Source organism: Streptomyces albofaciens JCM 4342 (assembly GCF_008634025.1).
GTDB classification, from domain to species: Bacteria; Actinomycetota; Actinomycetes; order Streptomycetales; family Streptomycetaceae; genus Streptomyces; species Streptomyces albofaciens.
Genome location: NZ_PDCM01000001.1, coordinates 2969833 through 2994025, shown reverse-complemented (window position 1 = coordinate 2994025; position 24193 = coordinate 2969833). Strand labels below are relative to the sequence as shown.

Sequence of the window (24193 nt, the reverse complement as noted above, 5' to 3'; positions counted from 1 at the left end):
CGACCGCCGCTTCCGGAAGGACCGCCCCACATGGCCCCCGCACCCCAGCGCCCCGCCGTCCAGCTCACCGAACACGCCCTGGCCTACCTCCACTCCGCCGCGCTGCGGGCGGCGGCCCTCCTCGGCGTCGCCGACCACCTGGCCGACGGCCCCCGCACCGCCGGGGAACTCGCCGCCGCCACCGGCGCCGACGCCGGGTACCTGCGCCGCGTCCTGCGCCTGCTGGCGACGCGCGAGGTCTTCCGCGAGGACGCCGCCACAGGCGCGTTCCACCTCACCCCCGCGGCCGACCCGCTGCGCTCCGACGCCCCGTCCTCCATGCGAGACGCCGTGATCATGCTCACCGACGACCCGTTCTGGCGTCCGGCCGGCCGCCTCGCCGACACCGTCCGGTCCGGCCGCACCGTCTTCGACGAGATCTTCGGCGTGCCCTACTTCGCCCACCTGGAGCGCGTACCGGAAGCGGGCGGCGTCTTCGACACCGGCATGGCCGGCCTCGCCGAGAGCGAGAACGACCCCATCGCCGCCGCGTACGACTTCCCCGCCACCGGTACGGTCGTGGACGTCGGCGGCGGACGCGGCGGCCTGCTGCGCCAGGTCCTACGGCGCAACCCCGGCCTGACCGGCGTCCTCTACGACCAGGAATCCGTCCTCCGCCACCACACCCTGGACCTCCCCGACCTCACCGGCCGCTGGCAGACCGCCGCCGGGGACTTCTTCACCGCCGTGCCGCCCGGCGCCGACGTCTACCTCCTCAAGCGCATCCTGCACGACTGGAACGACGCCGACTGCCTCCGCATCCTCCGCGCCTGCCGCACCGCCATGACCCGCCCCGGCAGCCGCCTCCTGGCCATCGACGCGGTCCTCCCCCCGGGCAACTCCCCGCACCCCGGCAAAACGATGGACGTCCTGATGATGACCTCCCTCAACGGCCGCGAACGCGACGAACCCGCCTTCCACCAGCTCCTCACCGAAGCGGGCCTGAAACCGGGCCGGACGATCCCGACGGAGTCGACGCTGTCGGTCGTGGAGGCGGTGGCGGGGTGACGGAGGGCGGGGACGGTGGGGGGGTGACGAAGGGATGACGGCGGGCGCTTCGGGGCAGCCGTCAGGACGCCCTCCGGAAGTCGATCCCCAGCGCCGAGTCCGCGGACACCGGTACGTGGAGGCCGTCCCGCGCCCCGTCACCGTCGACCACCAGCTCGATGGTCGCGCCCTTTCCCGGCCCCGTGCCCACCTCGACCTGAATGTACTGTTCCGCCAGGGAGTTCGTCGCTCTCCGCAGCGTCCACGTGCCCTCGCCGCTGAAGGTGTCGACCGGGTCGTAGCCACTGTGGTCGCTCGGCATTTCCGTCGCGGTCGCCGAACCGTCCGCACGCAACGCCACCCGCGCGCCGTGCGGCCCTGCCCAGGTACCGACGACATCGCCGGGCTTCGCCCTTCCCGGCAGCCACCCGACGTACAGACTGATGTAGACCACGCCGGCCAGCATCAGCACGACGACCACCACCGAGGCCGCGATGGCCACCCGAGCCGCGATCTTCATCAGGCCGGCGCCTTCCCCGTGAACATGCCCATGTCCCGCTCTCTGCGCAAAATCGTACTCATCAGGAAAACCGGCACACGGCCGCCCCTGCCGGCCGGCCGCCCCCGCCCCCGGTCTCAGTGGCCAAGACACCGCATCCCACCTATTGACTGTCCCGACCATCGCGCGTGACAGTGCGGCTCGTGCACAGTGACGCGACATCAGCAGCCGATCCGGCGGAGCCGTTCCCGGTCGCAACGGTTTCGGGCCCGGGCGGGGACACCGCCGCCCCCGAACGCCTCCGCCGCGTGGCCGTGGCCTCGTTCATCGGGACGGCCATCGAGTTCTACGACTTCTACATCTATGGGACCGCCGCGGCTCTCGTTCTCAACCAGGCGTTCTTTCCGACCCTCGACCCGGTCAACGCGACCCTCGCGTCGTTCTCCACCTATGCGGTGGCGTTCGCGGCGCGGCCTCTCGGGTCGGTGGTGTTCGGGCACTTCGGGGATCGGGTGGGGCGGAAGTCCGTGCTGGTGGCCTCGTTGCTGCTGATGGGGCTGTCGACCGCGTTGGTGGGGCTGTTGCCGGGGTACGGGACGCTGGGCGTATGGGCGCCGCTGCTGCTGGTCCTGCTGCGGTTCCTCCAGGGGATCGGGCTCGGTGGCGAGTGGGGCGGGGCCGCGCTGCTGGCGGTGGAGCACGCGCCGAAGCGGCGGCGCGGGCTGTACGCGGCGTTCCCGCAGCTGGGGCCGTCGGTGGGGTTCTTCGCGGCGACGGGTGTGTTCTGGCTGCTGTCGGCGGTGCTGGAGGACGGCGCGTTCCGGTCGTGGGGATGGCGGGTGCCGTTCCTGCTGTCGTTCCTGCTGGTGGCGGTGGGGCTGTTCGTACGGCTGAAGATCAGCGAGACGCCGGTCTTCGCGAAGGTGATGGATGCGCGGGAGGCGAGCAAAGTGCCCGCGCTGGAGGTGCTGCGGCGGTATCCGCGGGAGCTGCTGCTCGGGGCGGGCGGCATGGTCGTGGCGTACGGGCTCTTCTACACGGCGACCACGTACTGCCTGGCGTACGCCACCGGCACGCTCGGCGTCCCGCGCGACACCATGCTCGCGCTCTCGCTGGTCGCCTGTCTGTTCCTGGCGGCCGGCACCTGGCTCGCCGCCACCCGCTCGGACGGCGCGGGGCGGCGCAAGCTGGTGCTGGCCGGGACGGCCGCCTCGGCCGTCTGGGGGCTCATCCTCTTTCCGCTGCTGGACACCGGCCGGCCGGTGCTGATCGCGGTGGCGATCGGCGGTGCGCTGTTCTGCATGGGTGTGGTGTACGGGCCGATGGGCGCGTACCTGCCGGAGCTGTTCGGCACCACTGTGCGGTATTCGGGCGCCTCGCTGGCGTACAACCTGGGCGGGGTGCTGGGCGGCGCGGTCTCGCCGCTGGTGTCGACCCGCCTGCAGGCGGCCTTCGGGTCGGGCTCCGTGGGGTGGTATGTGACGGCCATGGCGGTGGTGTCGCTGGTGTGCGTACTGGGGCTGCCGGAGACGCGGGAGCGGGAGTTGCCGGGCTGAGGGGCCGCGCCCGGTCACGGGCCCCGGCTTTCGGCCCCGCGCCTCGGCACGGCGCGTCAATCGGCCCCACCTGACGTATGGCCGGATCCGCCCCTTCGCAGGACGATGCGCTGCACAACGCGGCGCGGCCCGGAATTCCGGCCCGGCAGCGTGGCCCGGCGCGCCGCTCAGGGGGACGTCATGATGGGTGGTTCGGGCAGCTCCGGCGCGGCGGCCGGGGGCATCGGTGTGGAGCCGTACTGGGAGCTGACGTTCGACGCCGACGGCGATCCGGACGCCGGGCAGCGGGACCGGCTGCTGGCCGGGGCCGCGCGGCAAGGCCTCACCGACCTGCTGGTCTTCGCGCACGGCTGGAACAACGACCGGTCGATGGCCACACGCCTGTACGGGCGGTTCTTCGCGCCGTTCCCCGCGATGGCGGGGGCGGGGGTGCGCCTCGGGTACGCCGGGGTGATCTGGCCGGCGATGCGGTTCACGGACGAGCCGATCCCGGACTTCGACCCGGTGGCGGCCGGCGCGCCCGCCGCGCCGGCCGGTCCGCCGCTGCTGGAGGACGCGACGCTGCGCGCCCTGGCGCGGTGCTTCCCCGGCCGGGACCTGACGCTGCGGCGCGTCCAGGAACTGCTCGCCGGGCGGCCCGCGGCACGGTCCGCCTTCGACGAGTACGCGCGCCTCGTACGCGACCTGGTGTCCGTACGCGCGAACAGCCCGGCGGAACGGCTGGCCGAGGACATGGGCACCGGCACGCCCGCGATGCTCACCGACGACCCGCTCGGGGTGTGCGAGATCTTCACGGCGGCGCTGGAGAAGTGCGGGCAGCAGGAGCTGTTCGGGGACGGCCTGAAGCGGCTGTGGAACGGGGCGAGGGAGTTCCTGCGGCAGTCGAGCTATTACGGGATGAAGCGGCGGTCGGGCGTGGTGGGCCAGCTGGGGCTGGGCCCGGTGCTCGGCGCGCTGGTGCGGGTCGTGCCGGGCCTGCGCGTCCATCTGGTCGGGCACAGCTTCGGCGCCCGGCTGGTGTCGTACGCGCTGCGCGGCATGCCCCCCGGCGCCACCGGGGTGAAGTCAGTGACCCTGCTGCAAGGCGCCTTCTCGCACTACGCCTTCGCCGCCCGGCTGCCGCACGACCCGGACCACGGCGGGGCGCTGCGAGGGGTGCAGCAGCGGGTGGACGGGCCGATGGTGGCCTGCTACTCGCGGCACGACTCGGCGCTGAGCATGCTCTATCCGCTGGCCTCCAAGCTCTCCGGCGACTCGGCGAGCTTCCTGGGCCTGTTCGACCGCTGGGGCGCGATCGGCCACGACGGCATCCAGGCGGTGGACGGTGCCCGGAACGCGCGGTTGGGCGGCGCGGTTCCGGACGCCGGCTGCGTGAGCATCGACGCGTCGCCGGTGGTCCGCACCGGCCCGCCGCCCGCGGGCGCGCACAGCGACATCTGCCACCGGGAGCTGGCCCGGGTGGTGCTGGGGGCGGGGCGGGTGGTCGAGCGGGGCGCCGGGAGCTAGGCCGCCGCCCCGGCGCGGGCACGGGCTCGTACGGGCTCGTACGGGGACGGGCCGTACGAATCCGGCTCGCACTGCTGAACGGGCCGTACGAAGCCCGTCCGCACACGACCGGCCGGATGCCGCCAAGTCCGGCGCCCCGCGGATCGATCGCCCCGCGTGTGGGTACCAGCAGTCACCGGTGCCCCTCGCATCGAGGGCGCCGGTATCGCGCCGCAGTCGGAAGGTGGGCAACCTTAACTTTCTCAAATCCCCACAGATGTACGGTGGATGACGCACACGAGGCGCGCCGGGCGCCGCGGGGGCATCGGGAGCGAGGGCCGCGACCGGTGCGGCGCGAGTGCCGCCACCAGACACCCGCAAGACAGTTCGATGGATCCGGTGGGCGGTCCGCTACGTCCATTCTCTGTCCAGTCGGGTCCTCCCCACGGAGGTGGGATGAATTGGCCGGTTTCAGAGCTCTCGCAGAACAGGTGCGCAACCCCCGTCTCGTCGCCACCCAGCGGCGTACGGCCCTGCGCAAGTGCCTCGAACGCTTCGCCCCGTACGGGCATCGCGCGACCTGGCACCATCTGTGCACCAGGGCGGGCATCGCGACCGAGGACCGCGAACCCGACCCGGCGCGGCTGGTGGCCGCGCTGGAGGAACTGGAGGAGGCCCGCGCCGTCTGGCTCGGGTACGAGCAGGAGTTCGCGGCCCGCAGGCGCCGCGAGAAGCACGACGGCATCCGGCAGCCCAGCGCGCTCGACGACTGGCACCGGCGCACCTGGGGCGGCTGTGACATCGTGCCGTGCGAAGCGCCCCACCGGCATCCCGCGGCGCCGCTGCCCGCGGTGCTGCGCAGCATGATCCGCGCGATGGAGGCGGGCACGCCGCGGGCGGACTGCCCGGTCTGCGAAACGCGGCGGTTCGTCTGGCGCACGGATCTCGAACGCTTCCCGATGGCGGGACCGGTGTGCCAGGAGTGCGGGATCGTGGCGCCGCTTTCGGTGCTGACCAGGGAGACGCTGGCGCAGGCGCGGCAGTCGTCCCGCGAGCGGCGGCTGTTCGTGGCGGCCTGAGGGACGGCCGGGACGCGCGCCGCCGGGGCGGCGGGAGCGATCCGGGCGCGGCGCGGACGCGGTGCGGGCGTACTTCCCGGAAGTAGGTGAACGCTGTACGTTCCGCCTCATGCGTGCGTCCGGCCGTACCCGTACCGTCGTCGCGCCGCCGGGCTGGAGCCGCCTGCTCGTGCCGCCCGCGGCGCTGTCGATCCACCTCGCCATCGGGCAGGCGTACGCGTGGAGCGTGTTCAAGCCGCCTCTGGAGGCCGCGCTGGGCCTGTCCGGGACGGCCTCCGCGCTCCCCTTCCAGCTGGCCATCGTCATGCTGGGGCTGTCCGCCGCGTTCGGCGGCACCCTCGTCGAACGCAACGGCCCCCGCTGGGCGATGGCCGTCTCGGCGGTCTGCTTCTCGTCGGGCTTCCTGGTGGCGGCGCTCGGTGCGGCCACCCGGCAGTACTGGCTGATCGTCCTCGGCTACGGACTGATCGGCGGCATCGGCCTGGGCATCGGCTACATCTCCCCCGTCTCCACGCTCATCAAGTGGTTCCCGGACCGTCCGGGCACGGCCACCGGCATCGCCATCATGGGCTTCGGCGGCGGCGCCCTGATCGCCTCGCCCTGGTCGGCCTGGCTGCTGGGCGCGCTGGGCACGGACCCGGCCGGGATCGCCCGCACCTTCCTGGTGATGGGGCTGGCGTACGCGGTCTTCATGACGCTCGGCGTACTGCTCGTACGGGTGCCGCCCGCCGAAGCGGGAGTCCGCGACGGTGCGGTTTCCGATGCGGAAGCCCCCGATGTTGAAGTCCCCGGTGCGGAAGCCCCCGACGCGGAAGTTCCCGTTGCGGAAGTCCCTGACGCCGGGGCCCCGGCCGCGGCCCGGCCGCCGGTCACCGCCGCGCGGGTGTCCGCCCGTAACGCCCTGCGCACCCCGCAGTTCTGGTGTCTGTGGGTGGTGCTGTGCACGAACGTCACGGCGGGCATCGGCATCCTGGAGAAGGCGGCGCCGATGGTCACCGACTTCTTCGCGCGCGGCCCGGCGCCGGTGAGCGCGTCGGCCGCCGCGGGCTTCGTCGGCCTGCTGTCGCTGGCCAACATGCTCGGCCGGATCGTCTGGTCGGCCACCTCCGACCTGGTCGGACGGAAGCACGTCTACCGCCTCTACCTGGGCGTGGGCGCGCTGATGTACCTGCTGATCGCACTGGCGGGCGACGCGTCCAAGCCCTTGTTCATCGGATGCGCCGCGGTGCTGCTCTCGTTCTACGGGGGCGGGTTCGCCACCGTGCCCGCCTATCTGAAGGACCTGTTCGGTGCGTACCAGGTGGGCGCGATCCACGGCCGGCTGCTCACCGCGTGGTCCACCGCGGGCGTCCTCGGGCCGCTGATCGTCAACGCCGTCGCCGACGCCCGCAGGTCCGCCGGGCACACCGGCCCCGAGCTGTACACGACCTCCTTCTTCCTCATGATCGGCCTGCTCGTCGCCGGGTTCGCCGCCAACGAGCTGGTGCGGCCCGTGCATCCCCGGTACCACGAACCACCGCCGGACGGGGCCCGGGCCGCCTCCCGCACCGCCCCGAAAGGAGCCGCCTCATGACCGCCCGCCGCACCGCCCTGCTCGTCGTGGCCTGGCTGTGGGTCGGCCTCCCGTTCGGGTACGGCCTTTACGAACTGGCCCTGAAGCTGAGACAACTCTTCACGGGCTGACCCAGCACCGCCGGTCCGCCCGGACCGGCCCCCACAGCGCACCGAAGGCGGACCCGCATGGCCGAACTGCACGATCTGACCGCCCTGGAACAGGCCGCCGGAGTACGGACCGGCGAACTGTCCCCCGTCGAGATCACCGAGCACTACCTCGCCCGCGCCGAGGACCTGGACAGCAGGCTCGGCGCGTATCTCACCCGTACCCCCGGCATCGCCCGCAAGCAGGCGGCCGCGGCGGAGGACGAGGCCACCGCGGCGCGCCGCGAGGGCCGGGAACTTCCGCCGCTGTTCGGGGTCCCGGTGCCGGTCAAGGACCTGACCCAGGTCGCCGGGGTGCGCTGCACGATGGGCTCGCGGGCGTTCGCCGACCTGGTGCCGGAGCGGGACGACCATGTCGTCACCAAGCTGCGCCGGGCGGGCACGATCCTGCTCGGCAAGACCAACACCCCCGAATTCGGCCTGCCCTGCTACACGGAGAACCTCCTCGCGCCGCCCGCCCGCACCCCCTGGGACCTGGAGCGTACGGCGGGCGGTTCGAGCGGCGGGGCCGCCGCGGCGGTGGCCGGCGGGCTGGCTCCCGTGGCGCACGGCAGCGACGGCGGCGGCTCGATCCGTATCCCCGCCGCGCTCTGCGGCCTGTACGGCATCAAGCCGAGCCGCGGCCTGATCAGCTCGGGACCGCTGCTCCACGACGTCTCCGGCCTGGGTACGGCGGGCCCGCTCGCCCGTACGGTCGCGGACGCCGCCGCGCTGCTGGACGCGATGGCCGGCCCGATGCCCGGCGACCCGTTCGCGGCGCCCGCACTGCCGCCCGGCGAGACGTACGCGGCCTGCGCCCTGCGCGACCCGGGGCGGCTGCGCGTGGGCTGGCTGACCGACGTGCCCTTCCCCGGCGTCGAGGTGCACCCGGACTGCCGGGCCGCCGTCACGGAGACGGCCGCGCTCCTCGCGGACCTCGGACACGAGGTCGACGCGCTGGCCCTGCCCGCCGACGACAGCTACCGCCTCGCCTTCACCCGCGTCTGGTCGGTGATCGCCGCCGGCCGCCCGGTGCCGCCGGAGCGCGAGGCGGAGCTGCTGCCGCTGACCCGCTATCTGCGCGGGCGCGGCGCGGAGATCCCGGGAGTCGAATACGCCCGCGCGCTGTACGCGTTCCGGATGCTGGGGCAGCTGATCGCCGACGGGGTGATGGCGCGGGACGGCGGGTTCGACGTGGTGCTGACGCCGACGGTCGCGACGCCGCCGCCGCGCGTGGGCGAGCTGCGCAACGACGCGGACCCGAAGGCCGAGTTCGCCGCGGTCGGCGCCTTCACCCCGTTCACGCCGCTCTACAACGCCACCGGCCAGCCCGCGGTGAGCGTGCCGCTGCACTGGAACGCGGCCGGTCTGCCGATCGGCGTCATGCTGGGCGGGCGGTACGGGGAGGACGCGACGCTGGTCGCGCTCTCGGCGCAGTTGGAGCGGGCCCGGCCGTGGGCGCACCGCAAGCCGGAGGTCTGGTAAGGCTCGGCCGGCCACCCGAGCCGGAAGTTCGGTGAGGCGCAGCCGTCCGCCCGAGCCGGAGGCAGGGTGAGCCCTAGCAGTCCGCGCCGCACTCGTCCGACGCGTCGGTACCGGTGCCGGTGCGGGTAGCGGTACCGGGCGCGGCCGCGCCCGTCCGGGCCGGCCCGCCGCCCCGGTCCACGCGCAGCCGCCGCGCGCCCGGCCCCTGCGCGCCGAGTTCGTCGTAGGGGTTGGACAGCGCGCACTTCTGGAGGGAGAGGCAGCCGCAGCCGATGCAGTCGGTCAGCCGGTCGCGCAGCTCGACGAGCTGGCTGATGCGCTCGTCCAGCTCGCCGCGCCAGACCTCGGAGAGCCGGGCCCAGTCCTCCCGGTTGGGGGTGCGCCCGTCGGGCAGTTCGGCGAGCGCGTCGCGGATCACCGCGAGCGGGATGCCGACCCGCTGGGCGGCGCGTACGAAGGCGACCCGGCGCAGCGCGTCACGGGTGTAGCGGCGCTGGTTGCCGGCCGTACGGGTGCTGCTGATCAGCCCCTTGGACTCGTAGAAGTGCAGGGCGGACACCGCCGCGCCGCTCCGCGCGGAAAGCTGGCCGACGGTGAGTTCGTGGACCTTGAAAGGAAGCTGGGGCACGGCACAACCCTATCCGTGGGCACGCGCGGTGGGCTGCGGGGATGTGCCGTGGGCGAGGCCGCGCACGGCGCTCCGTCACAGGAGGAAGCGGCTGAGCGTCTCGGCCACGCACACCGGCTTGTCGCCGCCCTCGCGTTCGACCGTCACCGCCGTCGCGAGCTGCACGCCGCCGGTCACCTCCGTCACGTCCGCGATCCGGGCGGTGGCCCGCAGCCGCGAGCCGACCGGGACGGGAGCGGGGAAGCGGACCTTGTTGACGCCGTAGTTGATGCCCATCTTGACGTTGTCGACGCGCAGCAGCTGCGGTACGAGCGCGGGCAGCAGCGCCAGCGTCAGATAGCCGTGCGCGATCGTGGCGCCGAACGGCCCGGCCGCGGCCCGCTCGGGGTCGACGTGGATCCACTGGTGGTCGCCGGTGGCGTCCGCGAACAGGTCGATCCGCTTCTGGTCGATCTCCAGCCAGTCGCTGGTGCCGAGGTCCTCGCCGACCGCGTTCCGCAGCTCGTCGAGCGAGCCGAACACCCGGGGCTGTGCCATGTCCGTATGCCTCCTCAGGCCGCGCGGGCGGGCGCGGACCGTGCCGTCGTCGACCAAGCGCTTGCTCAGCATGCTCAGCGGCCCCGGGAGCTGTCAATGCCCGGCCGGCGCCCGGCCGGACGGGTTCACGGACGCCGCGCGCCCACCATGCGCAGCACGAGATCGGCGTACAGATCGCCCACCTCCTCGGGCGTACGGGCGCCCTCCGCGGAGAACCAGCGGGCCACGTCCACGCACAGCGACAGCACCGCGAGGGTGGTGCCCGGCACGTCGCCGACGGTGAACTCCCCCGCGTCCGCGCCGTCCTGGAGGATGCCGCGCAGCGAGCGGTCGGTACGGCGCCGCAGGTCGGCGATCTCGGTGTAGTGCTCCTCGCTGAGCGCCTGGAGTTCGTACTGGATGACCCGGGCGGTGGTGTGGTGCCGCGCGTGCCAGCACGCGAAGGCGCGGACGGCGGCGCGGAGCCGCTCGGTGGGGCCGCCCTCGACGGCGGCCGCCTCCTCCATGATCCGCAGGGCCTTCTCGTGGCCGACGCCGCTGATCCGGTAGAGCAGCTCTTCCTTGGTCCTGTAGTGGATGTAGAGCGCGGCGGGGCTCATGCCGGCGCGGCCCGCGATGTCGCGGGTGGTGGTGGCGTGGTAGCCGCGCTCGGCGAATGCCTGGACGGCGGCACGGACCAGGCGGCGGGCCGCCTCCGGGGACACGTCGGCCCAGTCCTCCGCCGGGCCGTCCGCCCGCTCCGCCTCCGTGACCATCGCGCACCCCGATCCTCGGTCCGCCACGGACTCTCCGCGACGGACCGAACACCTTACCGCGCCGGTGAGCAAGCGCTTAGGGCCGCGTGGTGCGGCACGTCCGCCCCGGGAAGCCCGGACCCGGCCGCCTCAGTACGCCGACCTGTCCGTCCCAGAACGCCCGGCCCGGCCGTCTCAGAACGCCGACACCCCCGTCAGCGCCCGCCCGATGACCAGCTTCTGTATCTGGCTGGTGCCCTCGTACAGCGTCATCACCCGGGCGTCCCGCAGCAGCTTGCCGACCGGGTACTCGTCGATGTAGCCGTAGCCGCCGAAGACCTGGAGCGCGTTGTTCGCGGCGCGCACCGCCGCCTCGGACGCGAACAGCTTCGCCTTGGACGCCTCGGTGGCGAACGGCTCACCGCGGTCGATCAGGTCGGCGACCCGCCAGGTCAGCAGGCGCGCGGCGTCCACGTCCACGGCGATGTCGCTGATCAGCTCCTGTACGAGCTGATGGTGGGCGATGGTCCGGCCGAACTGCTCGCGCTCGGTGGCGTACCCGACGGCGGCGTCCAGGGCCGCCCGGGCGATGCCGACACAGCCCGCGGCGACCGACATCCGGCCCTTGGCCAGGGCCGACATCGCGACGGAGAACCCCTTGCCCTCCGGGGCCAGCATCGCGTCGGCGGGCACCCGCACGTCCTGGAGCACCAGCTCGGCGGTGGCCTGGCCGCGCAGCCCCAGCTTGCCGTGGATCTCCCGGCGCTCCAGGCCGGGCGTGTCCGCGGGGACGAGGAAGGCGCTGACGCCCTTGTGCCCCGGCGCGTCGCCGGTGCGCGCGAAGAGCAGCACCACGTCGGCCCAGGTGCCGTTGGTGATGAACATCTTGCTGCCGTTGATCACGTACGAGCCGTCACCGTCCCGTACGGCGCGGGTCGCCAGGCTGCCCGCGTCCGAGCCGGTGCCGGGCTCGGTGAGGCCGAAGCAGCCGACGGCCTCGCCGGAGGTGAGCGGGGGCAGCCAGCGCCGCTTCTGGTCCTCGTCGCCCCAGGCCGCGATGGTCTTGGCGACCAGGCCCAGCGATACGGAGACGATGCCGCGCACCGCGGAGTCGCCGCGGCCCAGTTCCTCGGTCACCAGCGCGTAGGCGAGGTGATCGCCGCCCGAGCCGCCGTACTCCTCGGGGACGGTCAGGCCGAGGAAGCCCAGCTCGCCCAGCTTCTTCACCACGGCCCGGTCGACCCGCTCGGCGCGGTCCCAGGCGGCGGCGTGCGGCACGATCTCGCGGTCGACGAAGTCCTCGGCGAGCTGCCGGACGGCAGCCTGCTCCTCGCTCAGCTCCAGGTTCATGAAGGCCCCTCGCGGCGGAGGACGGCCGCCGGGCCGCCCGGTGCAGCCGTCCGCCCCCTTAACTACCACTGCTAGTTTTCGGGCGGCGGCCTCTACTATGTGCGGCATGGCCCGACCCCGCAAGCCCCTCCTGAGCCGGGAGCGCATCGTCACCACGGCGCTCGCGCTCATCGACGCGGAGGGCCTGACGGCACTGTCCACCCGGCGGCTCGCCGCCGAGCTGGGCGTCAGCGGGCCGTCCCTGTACAACCACTTCACGACCAAGGACGAGATCCTGGACGCGGTCGCCGACACGGTGATCTCCGAGGTGGACGTGTCGGCCTTCGGCGCGGGCGCCGACTGGCGGACCGGGCTGCTGGCCTGGGCCCGCTCCTACCGCGCGGCCCTCGCCGCGCACCCGAACATCGTGCCCTTCCTCGCCCAGGGCCCCGGCCGCCGCCCGGCCGGCCTGAAGATGGCCGACGCGGCGTTCGGCGGCATGGTGGAGGCCGGCTGGCCGCCCGCCCAGGCCACCAGGATCTGCGCCATGGTCCGCTACTTCGTCGCGGGCTCCGCGCTGGCCTCCTTCGCGCGCGGCTTCGTGGCCGACCCGAGCGCGTACGACCCGGCCGACTACCCGCACCTGGGCCAGGCGCACCTGCTGGCGGAGCACCAGCAGCGGGTCGACGAGGGGGCGTTCGAGACGGGACTGCTGGCGCTGGTCGACGGGCTGGCGCTGCGGCACCCGGACACGGCCCCGTCACAGAAGTAGCTGTAAGGTGCATCCGCCCGGGTGGTCCCGGTGCGGAGCGCGTACGGCCCGACGGCGTGCTCCGGCTGCCTGAGGGGAGACGACGTGCGAGACCCGATCGCCACGCTGAGGGACCGGACCGCCTCCTGGACCCGGCGCGCCTCAGCTCGGCCCCCTTGGACAGGGCGCCCCTGGATACGGCTTCTTCGCCACGTCCTGCGCGGCCAGGCCCAGGTCGACTTCCTGCCGAGCGCGGTCACCGGCGCGTTCTTCTCGGTCGCGCTGTTCGCCGCGGGCTGGGCGTACGGCCTGTACGGGCTCCTGGGCACCGCGACGGGCACCGCCACGGCCCACCTGCTCGGCGTGGCCCGCGACCGGATCGCCGCGGGCCTGGAAGGCTTCAACGCGTGCCTGGTGGCGGTCGGCGCGGCCGTCTTCCTCGGCCCCGGGCACCCGTCCACGGCCCTGCTCGCGGCGGGCGGCAGCGTGGTGGTCACGGTCGTCACCGCCGCCGTCGCCCGCGTACTGGACACCTGGCAACTGCCGACGCTCACCCTCCCGTTCTGCCTGGTGGCGACCGCGCTGACGACCGCCGCACCGGGTTTCGCACGCGTCTGGCACGGGGCCGGGCCCACCGCGGCACTCCCCCGGCCCGCCGGATCACCCACCGGCCCGGCCTTCACCGACCTGTGGCACGGCCTCCTCGCCAACGTGGCCCAGATCTTCTTCATGCCGCAGTGGTACGTCGGCGCGCTCTTCCTCGCCGGCGTCTTCGCCGCGAGCCGCACGGCGGGCGTGATGGCGGTCGTCGGCAGCGCGACCGGCACCGCCACCGCGTGGGCACTCGGCGCACCGGCAGCACAGCTCGCCTCCGGCGCGGCGGGCTACAACGCGGTGCTGGTCGCGATGGCGCTGTGCGGCGTCTTCCTGCCCGCCGGCCGCCGGACCGCGGCGTACGCGGTGGCCGGGGCGGCGGCCGCGACCGTCCTGACCCCGGCACTGACCGCCCTCACCGCCCCTTCCGGAGGCCACGCCTTCACCTGGCCGTTCGTCCTGACCACCCTCGTCTTCCTAGTGGCGGCGCGGGCCTTCCCGCGCCTGGAGGCCGGTTCGCCGTAAGCGGCGGCCGACCTGCCGAACTGGCGCGGACCCGGTCCGGCTGACGATGCCGTCCGCAACCGTTCCGTCGACGGCAGGTTCGCGGCGGTGCTCCCGTTGCGGCGAGGTGACCCATCGGCGGTTCTGTGCGCCACCCACCCGTCAACTGCCGTACGAGTCGGATCAGTTCGGGAAAAAACGCGCCGTGATCACACCGTCGCGACCGGCCCCCATGAGCGCCACCTTCATCACAGCGGCAGCACCGGAACCCAACGATCCGGCGAAAAGGTGCACTGATGGCGGATCAATCCCATCTCATCCCCACTTGACTGCTAACTGGCGAGTCGTTAATAGTTCACCCCTATCCACCATGTACATGCTCGGATCGTCCGTGCGGTGGGACTAGAGGGGCTCCTGCACACCGGAATGATCACGAACAATGTCGCCTCCGCGCGTACGCGGCAGGTCATCACGCGTGCGACCGTCACAGCCACCGCCTCGGCCGCCGTCACCGGCATGGCCGCGCCGGCCGCCGCCGTACCGCCGGGCGCGGTGGCGCTGCCGGCCGGTGCCGGCACCCGTGACGAGCGCCCGGTCGCCGTGGACGCGATGCGGCGGGTCCGCACCCCCTCGCGCGCTGACCACCCCCGATGAACGCATCCACGTCACTGACTGAGGAAGTAGGGAACCCCACGATGTCTCGGAGCATCCGAGCCGCGCTGGCCGTCGCCGGCAGCATCGCCGCGCTGGCCGGCGGCGTGACCACCGCCCACGCCGACCAGGCCACGCCCCGCGCCGCCGCCGCGTCCACCAGCGTGCAGTTGCAGCTCGCGCTCACCGGCAAGTGCCTCACCATCAACAAGGGCAGCTTCGCCAACGGCGCCAACGCGGTGCAGCAGACCTGCGCCGACGACCTGGACAACCAGGTCTTCGAGCTGGTGCCCACCGGGGAAGGCGCCTTCGAGGTGCGGGCCCGCCACAGCGGCAAGTGCCTCGAAGTGGAGAACAGCGGCAAGCAGGCCGGTGCCAACGTCCAGCAGTGGTGGTGCACCGGAAACCCCCAGATGCAGTGGGAGCTGAACATGGTCGACATGGCCAAGGAGCTCTACGAGCTGCGTCCCACGCACGTCGCCGACCGCTGCCTGGACATCGACCACGCCAAGACCGACAACGGCGCGAACGCACAGAGCTGGTACTGCAACGGGACCGACGCCCAGCTGTGGCGCCTCCTGCCGGTCAAGGCCTGAGGACTCCGTCCGGCATCACCCGGAACGCGCGGAACCGGCCCCCGGTGACCGGCTCCGCGCGGCCGGGCAGAGCGCAATGCCCGAATGTTGCGGGCACCGACAACTATCAGAGGAGACGAAACCCACGATGTCCCGGAGCATCCGAGCCGCGCTGGCCGTCGCCGGCAGCATCGCCGCGCTGGCCGGCGGCGTGACCACCGCCCACGCCGACCAGGCCGCGCCCCGCGCCGCCGCCCCCGCCGCGGGAACGGTCGTACAGCTGAAGGTGGCGCACAGCGGCAAGTGCCTGGACCTCGACCACGGAAAGAAGGACAACGGCGCGGAGGTCCGGCAGTACACCTGCAACGCGACCGTCGACCAGAAGTGGCGTGCGGTTCCCGTCGAGGACTCCGCTTTCGAGCTGCGGGCCGTGGCCAGCAACAAGTGCCTTGAGGTCGAGAACAGCGGCAAGCAGGCCGGAGCCCGCGTCCAGCAGTGGGCGTGCAGCGGCAGCCCCAACATGCGCTGGCGGTTCTTCCTCGTCGACCCGGTGAAGCACCTCTACCAGCTGCGCCCCCTGCACGTCGAGAACGAGAAGCGGTGCCTGGACATCAAGGGCGCCGCGAAGGGCGACGGCGCCAAGGCCCAGCAGTGGTACTGCAACCAGACCGAGGCCCAGCTCTGGCAGTTCCTGCCGGTCGCGTGACCTCGCGGCCCCGCTGCGCGAAGGGCGGCGGACGGGACCTCGTGAGCCTTCGAAGGCCATAGCCGCCAAAGGGCAGTGCCGCGCAAACGGCACTGCCCTTCCTCCGTGTCTCCTGTCGATCCGCAGGACCGTGCGCAGGGGGTCCGTGCCGGGCGCGGGGACAGGACGGGACACGGTGCCGGTCTCCGGACGCGGTGCCGGTCTCCGGCCGCCACCCTGGCACGGCGGGCCCGCCGGCTCAGAAGACGACCAGGGCGCGGCCTCCCCTGCCCTCGCGCATCGCCTGGAAGGCGGCGGGAATGCCGTCGAGGGAGATGCGGTCGGTGACCATGCCGGACAGGTCGAGCGCGCCGCTGCGTACGTGTCCGGCGATGCGCGGCAGGTCGGCGGCGGGGTCGCTGTTGCCGTAGACGCAGCCGGAGAGGGTGCGGCCGAAGTAGAAGAGTTCCAGCGCGGAGAACGTGACCTGCTGGTCCTGGCCGCCGATGCCGACGACCGTGGTGCGGCCGCCGCGCCGGGTGGACGACCAGGCCGTACGGATGGTCTCCGCGCGGCCTACGCACTCGATCGCCACGTCCGCGCCGTGCCCGCCGGTGAGGTGGCGGATGCGTTTGGCGGTGTCGTCGGAGGCGGTCAGGAACTCGGTGGCGCCCGCGGCGCGGGCCAGTTCTTCCTTCGCCGGGGAGACGTCGACGGCCACGATCGGGCCCGCGCCCGCGATCCGTGCGGCCTGGAGGGTGGCCAGGCCCACGCCGCCCGCGCCGAACACCGCCACCGACTCCCCGGCCCGTACCCGCGCGCTGTGCTGCACGGCGCCCCACCCGGTCAGCACGGCGCAGCCCAGCAGCGCCGCGTCGGTGAGCGGGATGCCGGTCGGCAGCGGCAGCGCCGCGTGGGCCGGTACGACCGTCTCCTCGGCGAAGACGGCGGTGCCCAGGCCCGGGTAGAGGTCGGTGCCGTCGGCCGCCAGCCTGGCGTACGGGGTGCCGGCCGCTGTCCCGGCGTCGGCGCACAGCCAGGGTTCGCCCAGCCCGCAGAAGTGGCAGTCGCCGCAGGACGGCGCCCAGTTCAGGACGACCCGGTCGCCCGGCTTGTGGGTGTCGACGCCCGCGCCGACGGCGGTGACGGTGCCCGCGCCCTCGTGTCCGAGGACGGCGGGGACGGGCTGCCGCAGCGTTCCGTCGGACAGGGACAGGTCGGAGTGGCAGACGCCGGCCGCCGCGAGCCGGACGCGCACCTGCCCGGGCCCGGGACCGGGCAATTCGATCTCGGCGACCTCCAAGGGGGCGCCCACGGCGGTCAGTACGGCGGCACGGGTCATGCGGATGCGGCTCCCTCTTCTCCCGGCCCACCCTTTCTGCGGGGCGGCGCCGGGACGGTTACGGACGGGCGTCCACAGGCAGTTGCCTGCGGACAGGCGTCTGCGGACAGGCGCCGAGCGTGGCGCTCAGAGCTGAAGCGACTTGGTCTGGAGGTATTCGCTCAGGCCGTGCGGGCCCAGTTCCCGGCCGATGCCGGACTGCTTGTAACCGCCGAACGGCGCGAGCGGGTTGAAGCGCCCGCCGTTGATGTCGACCTGGCCGGTGTCCAGGCGCCGCGCGAAGGCGACCGCCTCGTCCTCGTCACCGGCCCAGACCGCGCCCGCCAGGCCGTAGACCGTGCCGTTGGCGATGCGTACGGCCTCGTCCTCGTCCCCGTACGGCAGCATGGCGACGACCGGGCCGAAGATCTCCTCCTGCGCGATGACCATGCCGGGTGTGACGTCGGCGAAGAGCGTCGGGCGGACGTAGTAGCCGCGGTCGCGCCCTTCGGGGGCTTCCGGGCCGCCCGCGACGGCCCGGGCGCCCTCCTCGATGCCGCGCTCGATGTAGCCGCGCACGCGGTCGCGCTGGGCGGCACCGGCGACCGGACCGAGGCGGGTGGCACCGTCCAGCGGGTCGCCGGGTACGTACGTGGCGAGGGCCGCGGCGGCCAGTTCCACGGCTTCGTCGTACCGGTCGGCGGGCACCAGTACGCGGGTCCAGGCGCTGCACGTCTGGCCGGAGTTGGCCATGACGTTGGCGATGCCGACGCCCACCGCCTTGGCCAGGTCGGCGCTGGGCAGCACCACGTTGGCGGACTTGCCGCCGAGTTCGAGGGCGCAGCGCTTGACGGCGGCACCGGCGATGGCGCCGATCTTCCGGCCGACTGCGGTCGATCCGGTGAAGGAGACCAGGTCCACGTCCGGGTGCTCGGCCAGCGCCTGGCCCGCGACCGGGCCCAGGCCGGTGACCATGTTGAAGACGCCGGCCGGCACGCCGGCCGCGTGCACGCACTCGGCGAAGAGCCGGGCGGTCAGCGGGGTGTTCTCGGCGGGCTTGAGGACGATGGTGCAGCCCGCGGCCAGCGCCGGGGCGACCTTGGCGACGATCTGGTGGAGCGGGTAGTTCCAGGGGGTGATGGCACCGACGACGCCGACCGGTTCGTGCAGGACGGTGGAGGTGCCGATCTTCTCCTCGAAGGGGTGGCGGGCGGCCAGTTCGGCGTACGAGCCGCACACCGCGACCGGGACGGCGGCCTGTACCGCCTTGCTGAACGCGAGCGGCGCGCCCAGCTCGGCGGTGATCGTCCCGGCGAACTCCCCGGCGCGTCCGGCGAGCTGGTCGCGCAGCGTGGCCAGCCGGGCGGCGCGCTCGGCGGGCGCGGTGCGGGACCAGGCGGGCAGGGCGGCGCGGGCGGCCCGTACCGCCGCGTCCACGTCCTCGGCGGTGCCCGCCGGGACGGTGGCGATGACCCGCTCGTCGGCCGGGTTGACGTCCTCGATGGTGTCCGTCCCGGCGGCGGGCCGCCAGCGTCCGTCGATGTACATGGCGTCGTGCTGCTCCACGTTGTCGCCCTCCCGTGCCGCCTGCGGTCCCGTGAGCCCCGAAGGTACTCGCCCGCCCCAAACTAGCGGCGGTAGTTTTCCGCCGCCAGCCCCCTCCCCGGCCACCCTGCTCCGCGGTCTCCCCTGCGGACCACGGCGCGAACCCGCCTTGCGGCGGGCGCTGTCGCGGAGCGACGCTGCGCGCATGAGGTGCCGGACCCGGTACGCACACGCCCCCGCCACCCGGTACGCGGCGCCGCTCGCCTCCGTACTCGCCCTGTCGCTGACGACGGGATGCGACTCGGGCGGGGAAGCGGCGAAGGGCGGCGGGCCGCCCGGGACCGCCACGTCGCGGGCGACGGCGACCGGTACGGGCGGGTGCCGTCCGGCCGCGTCCCTCCACCCCTACCGCGGCGTCGGCGAACTCCGCGCCGAAGGCACCGGCGGCCTGCGGGTGTGGGGGCTGGTCTTCCAGGAGACCCGCGAGAGCGGGCCCGCGACGTTCACCACCCGCGACGATTACAAGATCGTCTGGCGGGTGACCGGCACGGGGCCGCTGCGCCTCACCCTCATCGGCCCGGACGGCCGCACCCGGCGCCCCGAGCGGCTCGAAGCGCACGGCGATTCCAGCTACCGACGCCCCGGCGACGAGTGGGGAAGCGGCCTGCGCTTCCCCACCCCCGGCTGCTGGCACATCCGCCTCACCCGCACCACCGGAACCGCCGACATCCCGGTGACCGCCGTCCGCTGACCGGCCGCCGCACACCTCGGGCGACAGCCGCGCACCTCGGGCGGCCACCGCGCGTCCCGGGCGGGCGCCGGCGCCTCAGGCGTACGCCCCCCGCATCGCCTCCGTCACCCGCACGAACTCCGACTCCCCGTGCCCGGCCGCGATCGCACAGTCCATCAGCGCCTTGAGCGCTTCGAGCACATCGCTGTTGACGCCGCGGTCCCGCGACGCCTCGACGATGTGCGCGATGCCCGCCGCCTCCATGACGATGTTGCCCTCCCCCGCGCCGTCGAGCCGGCCGCCGACGAGGTCGTCGGCCATGCCCTTCGCGATCGGCGGGAAGATGCCCGTGATCACGTCCAGGAACGGCGCCAGGGCCGGGGCGGTGACCCCCTCCTCCCCGGCCAGCGTGAAGGCGTGCGCGATGCCCGCCATGCCGGAGTAGAAGAAGCTGAGCATCGCCAGGTCGTACACCGCGGCGACGCCGTGGTCCGTGCCGAGGAAGGGCGCCTCGCCGCCCAGCGCCTTCAGCGTCTCCTCGTACGTGTCGAAGGCCCGCCGCGAGCCGCTGTAGAGGACCGTGGCGCCGGGTGTGCCGATGACCGGCGTCGGCACCATGATCGCCCCGTCGAGGTAGTCGATACCGTGTCCGGCGGCCCACTCGGCGGCGCGCCGGGCGCGCTCCGGGGTGTCGGAGGTCAGGTTGACCAGCACCCGCCCGGCCAGGTCGGCGCCGACCGGCTCCAGGATGCGGTGGCTGGCCTCGTAATCGACGACGCAGACGACGGTCAGCGGGCCGGCGGTGACCGCCTCGGCGACGCTCCCGGCCCGTACGGCGCCGCGGGCGACCAGCTCGTCGGCCTTGTGCTCCGAGCGGTTCCACACGGTCGTGGGGTGTCCGGCCTTGAGGAAGGCGCCGGCCAGCGCCCGGCCCATCGCGCCGAGGCCGAGCACGGTCACCGGGGTCTTGCCCGCGGCGTCGGCGGCCGGGGTGGCGGGGGTGGTCGAGGTGGTCTTCATGGGTGCCGCTCCAACGGTTCGGCGGGCCGGCCCGGTGCCGGGCCCGTGTGCTGTCACCACCCTGCCGAGCAGCGCTTATGGATCACTTCGGGTTTGCTTCGGGTCCGCTTCGGGGACTCCCGGAAGGGCCTCCGGTGCTCAGCACCGGGCCGTCAGCAACGGCTGGAAGTAGCCGCTGTCCGCCGGTTCGTGCCACGCGAGGCGTTCGAACCCCGCGGCCGTGACGAAGCCGCTGACCTGCTCCCTGGTCAGGGCCCACGAGGTGGTCCGCCGGCTGCGCACCTCCCAGGTGCCGCCGCGCGGCAGCAGCTGGATCAGGTCGAAGTCGTAGTGCTCGCCGTCCTCGTGCCACTCCCACAGTTGCAGCGTGACCGCCCGGCCGCCGTCCGGCAGACGCGTGACGCGGGCGGGCAGCGCCTCGGGGCGCTCGCGGCGGGCGTCCTCGTACGCGCGCATGCCGAGCAGGAGCTGACCGCCGGGCCGCAGGACCCGCCGCATTTCGGCGAGGGCCGGGCGCACGTCGTCGGGCGTGGTCAGGTGGGCCAGGGAGTTGTCGGCGCACACCACCGCGTCGAACCGGGCGTCGTGGAAGGGCAGCCGGCGCATGTCGGCGGCGGCCGCCGGCAGGCGCAGGCCGCGGGCGGCGGCCTCGGCGACGGCGCGGGCCGCCGCGACCGGGCTCAGGTCGGTTCCCATGACGGCGTGCCCGGCCGCCGCCAGGCCGATCGCCTGGGTGCCGATGCCGCAGGCGCAGTCGAGGACGGTGTGCGGCCGGTCCCCGAGCGCGTCCCGTACCTGGGCGTCGAGGGCGCGGCCCTGCTGGGTCACCGCGGCCGGCCAGTCCGGGTACAGCAGGTCGTAGGTCGCGGCGAGTTGGTCGAAGAACCGGGCTAGCGACGGGTCCGCCATGGAGGCACCGTAGTACGGCGGATTCCGGCTTTCACCGGGAGGCGCGCGTTCCGCCGTCGGGGCCGGGGCGGGGAGACTCGCCGAGCGCGGGCCGGGGCCGTGCGGCCGAGGACGGTGCCGCCGCGTCGCCGCCGCCCCTTTTCGGGGGCGCCGCCCCGCCTCCCTTCCCCGCCGGCCGGACCGCCGTCGCCGCCGAGGCCAGCAGCAGTACGGCCAGCATCGCGAACGGCGCGGCGGTGCCGGCCAGTCCGGCCAGCAGGCCCGCCGTGGCGGGGGCCGCGACCTGGCCGAGGCGGTTGCCGGTCAGGCGCAGCGCCAGCGCCGTGCTGCGCGCGGCTTCCGGGGCGGCCTGGACGACCGTGGTCATGGACAGCGGCTGGCCGACGCCGAGGCAGAAGCCGAGGACGGTGAGCATCGACGCGAGCGCCCAGACCGGTGCGGGCAACGCCAGTGCGGCGCAGAGGAGTCCGGCCAGCGCGCAGCTGCCGGCCATCAGGGCGGTGCGGCCGAGCAGGCGGATCATCGGCGTCATGACCAGCCGGCAGGCGATGGTGGCCGCCGCGCGCAGGCTGAGCAGCACCCCGACCGTGGTGGGTGCGATGCCCCGGTCCTCCCCGATCACGGGCAGGTAGGCGGTGAGGATGTCGGTCGCGGAGAGCACCGCCAGGCTCATGAAGATGCCGGCCGCGACGCCCCGGGTGCGCAGGATGGCCCGTACGGAGGCAGGGGGTGACGCTTCCGTACGGTCGCGGGCGGGCCGCGCGGCTCCGGGGGTCGCCGCGCGGTGCTCCAGCCGCCACAGCGACCCGTACGAGACGGCGGCCAGGCCCCCGGCGACCAGGAGCGCGGTGGTACTGGTGGACGCCGTCGCACCGTCGCGTCCGGAGACCACCAGCCCGGCGGCGGCCGGGCCGATGAGCTGGCCGAGGGAGGCGCCGATGGTGAAGTGACCGAAGTTGCGGTCGCGTTCGTCGGGGGCGCTGCGGCGCGCGACGATGGACTGGGCGCCGATGACGAAGCAGAGGTGGCCCAGGCCCATCACCCCGCTCCAGGCGGCCATCGCCGGGAGCGAGCCCGCCACACCGCTCAGCGCGCAGCCGCCGGTGATCAGGGCGACGCCCAGGACGAGCAGCGGCGCGCAGCGGCCGTGGTCGGTGCGGCGGCCGAGCGGTACGGCCACCAGCAGCGGCAGCAGCGCGTACACCGCCGTGATCACGCCGATGGCCCGTTCGTCGGCGCCCAGCGCCAGCGCCCGGTAGGAGACGGCGGGCCGGGCCATGCTCACCGCCGACTGGGCGCAGGCGAAGGTGAGGACCAGGCGCAGCAGCCAGCCCCGGCCGGGCGTCACGGTGCCCACCGGTCAGATGATCCCGTACAGCAGGCCGGCCGCGAGCACCACCAGGGAGGTCAGCGCCGCCCACTTCACGGTGAACCGGGTGTGGTCGCCGAACTCCACCTTCGCCATGCCGACCAGCACGTAGACGGCGGGGACGAGCGGGCTGGACATGTGCAGCGCCTGGCCGACGAGGGAGGCGCGGGCGATCTCCAGGGCACCCACGCCGTGGGCGGCGCCCGCCTCGGCGAGGATCGGCACGATGCCGAAGTAGAAGCCGTCGTTGGACATGAAGTACGTGAGCGGGATGCTCAGGACGCCGGTGACGATGCCCATGTGCGGGCCGAGCCCGTCCGGGATGCCGTCGACCAGCCAGCGGGCCATGTGCTCGACCATGCCGGTGCCGGTCAGCACGCCGGTGAAGACGGCGGCGGCGAAGACCATGCCGGAGACGTTCAGGACGTTCTCGGCGTGCGCGGCGATGCGGGCCTTCTGGTCGGCCATGTGCGGGAAGTTGACGGTCAGCGCGAGGGCGGCGCCCAGGAGGAAGAGCACCGGGATGGGCAGCGTCTGGAGGACGAGCAGGACCAGCAGCGCGACGGTGAGGGCGGCGTTGAACCAGTAGAGCCCGGGGCGCAGCGTCGGCCGGTGCGGGTCCAGGCCCTGGAAGTCGTCGGCGGGGGCGGGCTCGGCGGGGGTGGCGCCGGTTCCGGTCCCGCCGCCCGCCGTCGGGCCGCGGCCCTTGCCCGTACGCGTCGACACCGTACGGAACACGGTCGTCCGCATCCGGGCCCCGAAGCCCCCGCCCGCCCCGGCGAGCACCGGCTCCTCCGCCCGCTCCGTCGCGGTTTCGGCCCCGGCCCCGGCCAGCGTGAGCAGTCCCAGCCGCTTGCGCTCGCGGCGCCCGAGGACGTACGCGAGCAGGAAGACCGCGACCAGGCCGGTGGCCAGCGCCGGGACCATGGGGACGAAGATGTCGCCGGCGTCCAGTTTGAGGGCGGTGGCGGCGCGGGCGGTCGGGCCGCCCCAGGGCACGGTGTTCATCACGCCGTTGGCGGTGGCGGCGACGCCCGTCATGACCACCAGGCTCATCTTCAGGCGGCGGTAGAGCGGGTAGAGCGCGGACACCGTGATCATGAAGGTGGTGGAGCCGTCGCCGTCGAGGGAGACGATCGCGGCGAGCAGCGCGGTGCCGACCACGATGCGGACCGGGTCGGCCTTGCAGAACCGCAGGATGGCCCGGACGACCGGGTCGAAGAGCCCTACGTCGATCATCACCCCGAAGTAGATGATGGCGAACATGAGCATCGCGGCGGTGGGCGCCAGATCGCCCACGCCCTTGAGGACGTATGCGCCGAGGTGCGCCCCCTTGCCCACCAGGACGCAGAACAGCGCCGGGACCAGGATGAGCGCTGCCATCGGCGACATCTTCTTCATCATGATCAGCACCAGGAAGGTGGCGATCATGACGAATCCGAGGATTGTCAGCATGGGGGTACCTCACGTTCGCCCTTGAACA

Annotated in this window: 24 protein-coding genes; 13 read left to right on the top strand and 11 right to left on the bottom strand. The window is 73.8% G+C overall.

Going from position 1 to position 24193, the window contains the following annotated elements:
* The first annotated feature begins 30 nt into the window (after positions 1 to 30).
* Complete coding sequence (locus CP973_RS13440; RefSeq protein WP_150240487.1) at positions 31 to 1047, top strand: methyltransferase; 1017 nt, start codon at positions 31 to 33, stop codon at positions 1045 to 1047.
* A gap of 61 nt (positions 1048 to 1108) precedes the next feature.
* Here the strand turns inward: CP973_RS13440 and CP973_RS13435 are convergent, their stop codons facing one another.
* Entirely contained in the window at positions 1109 to 1546 is a 438-nt protein-coding gene (locus tag CP973_RS13435; protein WP_150240485.1) for a hypothetical protein, read from the bottom strand.
* Between the two features lie 182 nt (positions 1547 to 1728).
* Here CP973_RS13435 and CP973_RS13430 point away from each other — a divergent pair, with 182 nt between their 5' ends.
* The 6 genes from CP973_RS13430 (at position 1729) to CP973_RS13410 (ending at position 8828) form a co-directional block, all read left to right on the top strand.
* On the top strand, positions 1729 to 3081 hold the full coding sequence (locus CP973_RS13430; RefSeq protein WP_425281964.1) for an MFS transporter: 1353 nt from the start codon (positions 1729 to 1731) through the stop codon (positions 3079 to 3081).
* 180 nt (positions 3082 to 3261) lie between these two features.
* On the top strand, positions 3262 to 4587 hold the full coding sequence (locus tag CP973_RS13425) for a serine-threonine protein kinase (protein WP_150240483.1): 1326 nt from the start codon (positions 3262 to 3264) through the stop codon (positions 4585 to 4587).
* 440 nt (positions 4588 to 5027) lie between these two features.
* Positions 5028 to 5645, top strand: coding sequence for a hypothetical protein (locus tag CP973_RS13420; RefSeq protein WP_150240481.1), 618 nt, complete (start codon positions 5028 to 5030; stop codon positions 5643 to 5645).
* 109 nt (positions 5646 to 5754) lie between these two features.
* Entirely contained in the window at positions 5755 to 7218 is a 1464-nt protein-coding gene (locus tag CP973_RS13415) for an OFA family MFS transporter (protein ID WP_150240479.1), read from the top strand.
* Positions 7215 to 7328 carry an MFS transporter small subunit gene (locus CP973_RS41755; protein WP_003982118.1) on the top strand — a complete coding sequence of 38 codons (114 nt, stop codon included), beginning with the start codon at positions 7215 to 7217 and terminating at the stop codon, positions 7326 to 7328. Before CP973_RS13415 ends, CP973_RS41755 begins: the two co-directional genes overlap by 4 nt.
* Positions 7329 to 7385: 57 nt before the next feature.
* Positions 7386 to 8828, top strand: a complete 1443-nt coding sequence (locus tag CP973_RS13410; RefSeq protein WP_150240477.1) for an amidase — start codon at positions 7386 to 7388, stop codon at positions 8826 to 8828.
* Between the two features lie 73 nt (positions 8829 to 8901).
* Here CP973_RS13410 and soxR read toward each other — a convergent pair whose 3' ends face one another.
* The 4 genes from soxR to CP973_RS13390 all read right to left on the bottom strand — a co-directional run bounded on the left by soxR (position 8902) and on the right by CP973_RS13390 (position 12077).
* A complete protein-coding gene (gene soxR, locus CP973_RS13405; RefSeq protein ID WP_244409458.1) occupies positions 8902 to 9456 on the bottom strand; it encodes a redox-sensitive transcriptional activator SoxR in 555 nt (184 codons plus the stop codon).
* Positions 9457 to 9531: 75 nt separating this feature from the next.
* Positions 9532 to 9993 carry a MaoC family dehydratase gene (locus CP973_RS13400; protein ID WP_030640002.1) on the bottom strand — a complete coding sequence of 154 codons (462 nt, stop codon included), beginning with the start codon at positions 9991 to 9993 and terminating at the stop codon, positions 9532 to 9534.
* A 125-nt stretch (positions 9994 to 10118) separates the two neighbouring features.
* Complete coding sequence (locus CP973_RS13395) at positions 10119 to 10748, bottom strand: TetR/AcrR family transcriptional regulator (protein ID WP_150240475.1); 630 nt, start codon at positions 10746 to 10748, stop codon at positions 10119 to 10121.
* Positions 10749 to 10922: 174 nt separating this feature from the next.
* Complete coding sequence (locus tag CP973_RS13390; protein WP_150240473.1) at positions 10923 to 12077, bottom strand: acyl-CoA dehydrogenase family protein; 1155 nt, start codon at positions 12075 to 12077, stop codon at positions 10923 to 10925.
* Between the two features lie 106 nt (positions 12078 to 12183).
* On the opposite strand from CP973_RS13390, the gene CP973_RS13385 reads away from it, so the two are divergent.
* The 5 genes from CP973_RS13385 to CP973_RS13365 all read left to right on the top strand — a co-directional run bounded on the left by CP973_RS13385 (position 12184) and on the right by CP973_RS13365 (position 15837).
* Entirely contained in the window at positions 12184 to 12828 is a 645-nt protein-coding gene (locus CP973_RS13385) for a TetR/AcrR family transcriptional regulator (protein ID WP_150240471.1), read from the top strand.
* Positions 12829 to 12912: 84 nt separating this feature from the next.
* Positions 12913 to 13926 carry an urea transporter gene (locus CP973_RS13380; RefSeq protein WP_150240470.1) on the top strand — a complete coding sequence of 338 codons (1014 nt, stop codon included), beginning with the start codon at positions 12913 to 12915 and terminating at the stop codon, positions 13924 to 13926.
* Positions 13927 to 14301: 375 nt separating this feature from the next.
* Complete coding sequence (locus CP973_RS13375; RefSeq protein ID WP_150240468.1) at positions 14302 to 14559, top strand: hypothetical protein; 258 nt, start codon at positions 14302 to 14304, stop codon at positions 14557 to 14559.
* A 41-nt stretch (positions 14560 to 14600) separates the two neighbouring features.
* Positions 14601 to 15152, top strand: a complete 552-nt coding sequence (locus tag CP973_RS13370; protein ID WP_167538326.1) for an RICIN domain-containing protein — start codon at positions 14601 to 14603, stop codon at positions 15150 to 15152.
* Between the two features lie 127 nt (positions 15153 to 15279).
* Positions 15280 to 15837: an RICIN domain-containing protein gene (locus tag CP973_RS13365; protein WP_167538325.1), complete on the top strand. Its 558-nt coding sequence runs from the start codon at positions 15280 to 15282 to the stop codon at positions 15835 to 15837.
* 238 nt (positions 15838 to 16075) lie between these two features.
* Here the strand turns inward: CP973_RS13365 and CP973_RS13360 are convergent, their stop codons facing one another.
* Together CP973_RS13360 and CP973_RS13355 are read right to left on the bottom strand one after the other, a co-directional pair.
* Complete coding sequence (locus CP973_RS13360; protein ID WP_150240462.1) at positions 16076 to 17158, bottom strand: Zn-dependent alcohol dehydrogenase; 1083 nt, start codon at positions 17156 to 17158, stop codon at positions 16076 to 16078.
* 126 nt (positions 17159 to 17284) lie between these two features.
* On the bottom strand, positions 17285 to 18685 hold the full coding sequence (locus CP973_RS13355; RefSeq protein ID WP_425282000.1) for an aldehyde dehydrogenase family protein: 1401 nt from the start codon (positions 18683 to 18685) through the stop codon (positions 17285 to 17287).
* A 202-nt stretch (positions 18686 to 18887) separates the two neighbouring features.
* Between CP973_RS13355 and CP973_RS13350 the strand changes: the two genes are divergently transcribed.
* Entirely contained in the window at positions 18888 to 19433 is a 546-nt protein-coding gene (locus CP973_RS13350) for a hypothetical protein (protein WP_150240459.1), read from the top strand.
* 75 nt (positions 19434 to 19508) lie between these two features.
* On the opposite strand, the gene CP973_RS13345 is transcribed toward CP973_RS13350, so the two are convergent.
* The 4 genes from CP973_RS13345 to CP973_RS13330 all read right to left on the bottom strand — a co-directional run bounded on the left by CP973_RS13345 (position 19509) and on the right by CP973_RS13330 (position 24165).
* Positions 19509 to 20432 carry an NAD(P)-dependent oxidoreductase gene (locus tag CP973_RS13345; protein WP_150240457.1) on the bottom strand — a complete coding sequence of 308 codons (924 nt, stop codon included), beginning with the start codon at positions 20430 to 20432 and terminating at the stop codon, positions 19509 to 19511.
* Positions 20433 to 20570: 138 nt separating this feature from the next.
* Positions 20571 to 21341 carry a class I SAM-dependent methyltransferase gene (locus tag CP973_RS13340; RefSeq protein ID WP_150240455.1) on the bottom strand — a complete coding sequence of 257 codons (771 nt, stop codon included), beginning with the start codon at positions 21339 to 21341 and terminating at the stop codon, positions 20571 to 20573.
* 31 nt (positions 21342 to 21372) lie between these two features.
* Positions 21373 to 22698: an MFS transporter gene (locus CP973_RS13335; protein ID WP_167538324.1), complete on the bottom strand. Its 1326-nt coding sequence runs from the start codon at positions 22696 to 22698 to the stop codon at positions 21373 to 21375.
* A gap of 3 nt (positions 22699 to 22701) precedes the next feature.
* Complete coding sequence (locus CP973_RS13330) at positions 22702 to 24165, bottom strand: CitMHS family transporter (protein WP_150240453.1); 1464 nt, start codon at positions 24163 to 24165, stop codon at positions 22702 to 22704.
* Between the last annotated feature and the right edge of the window lie 28 nt (positions 24166 to 24193).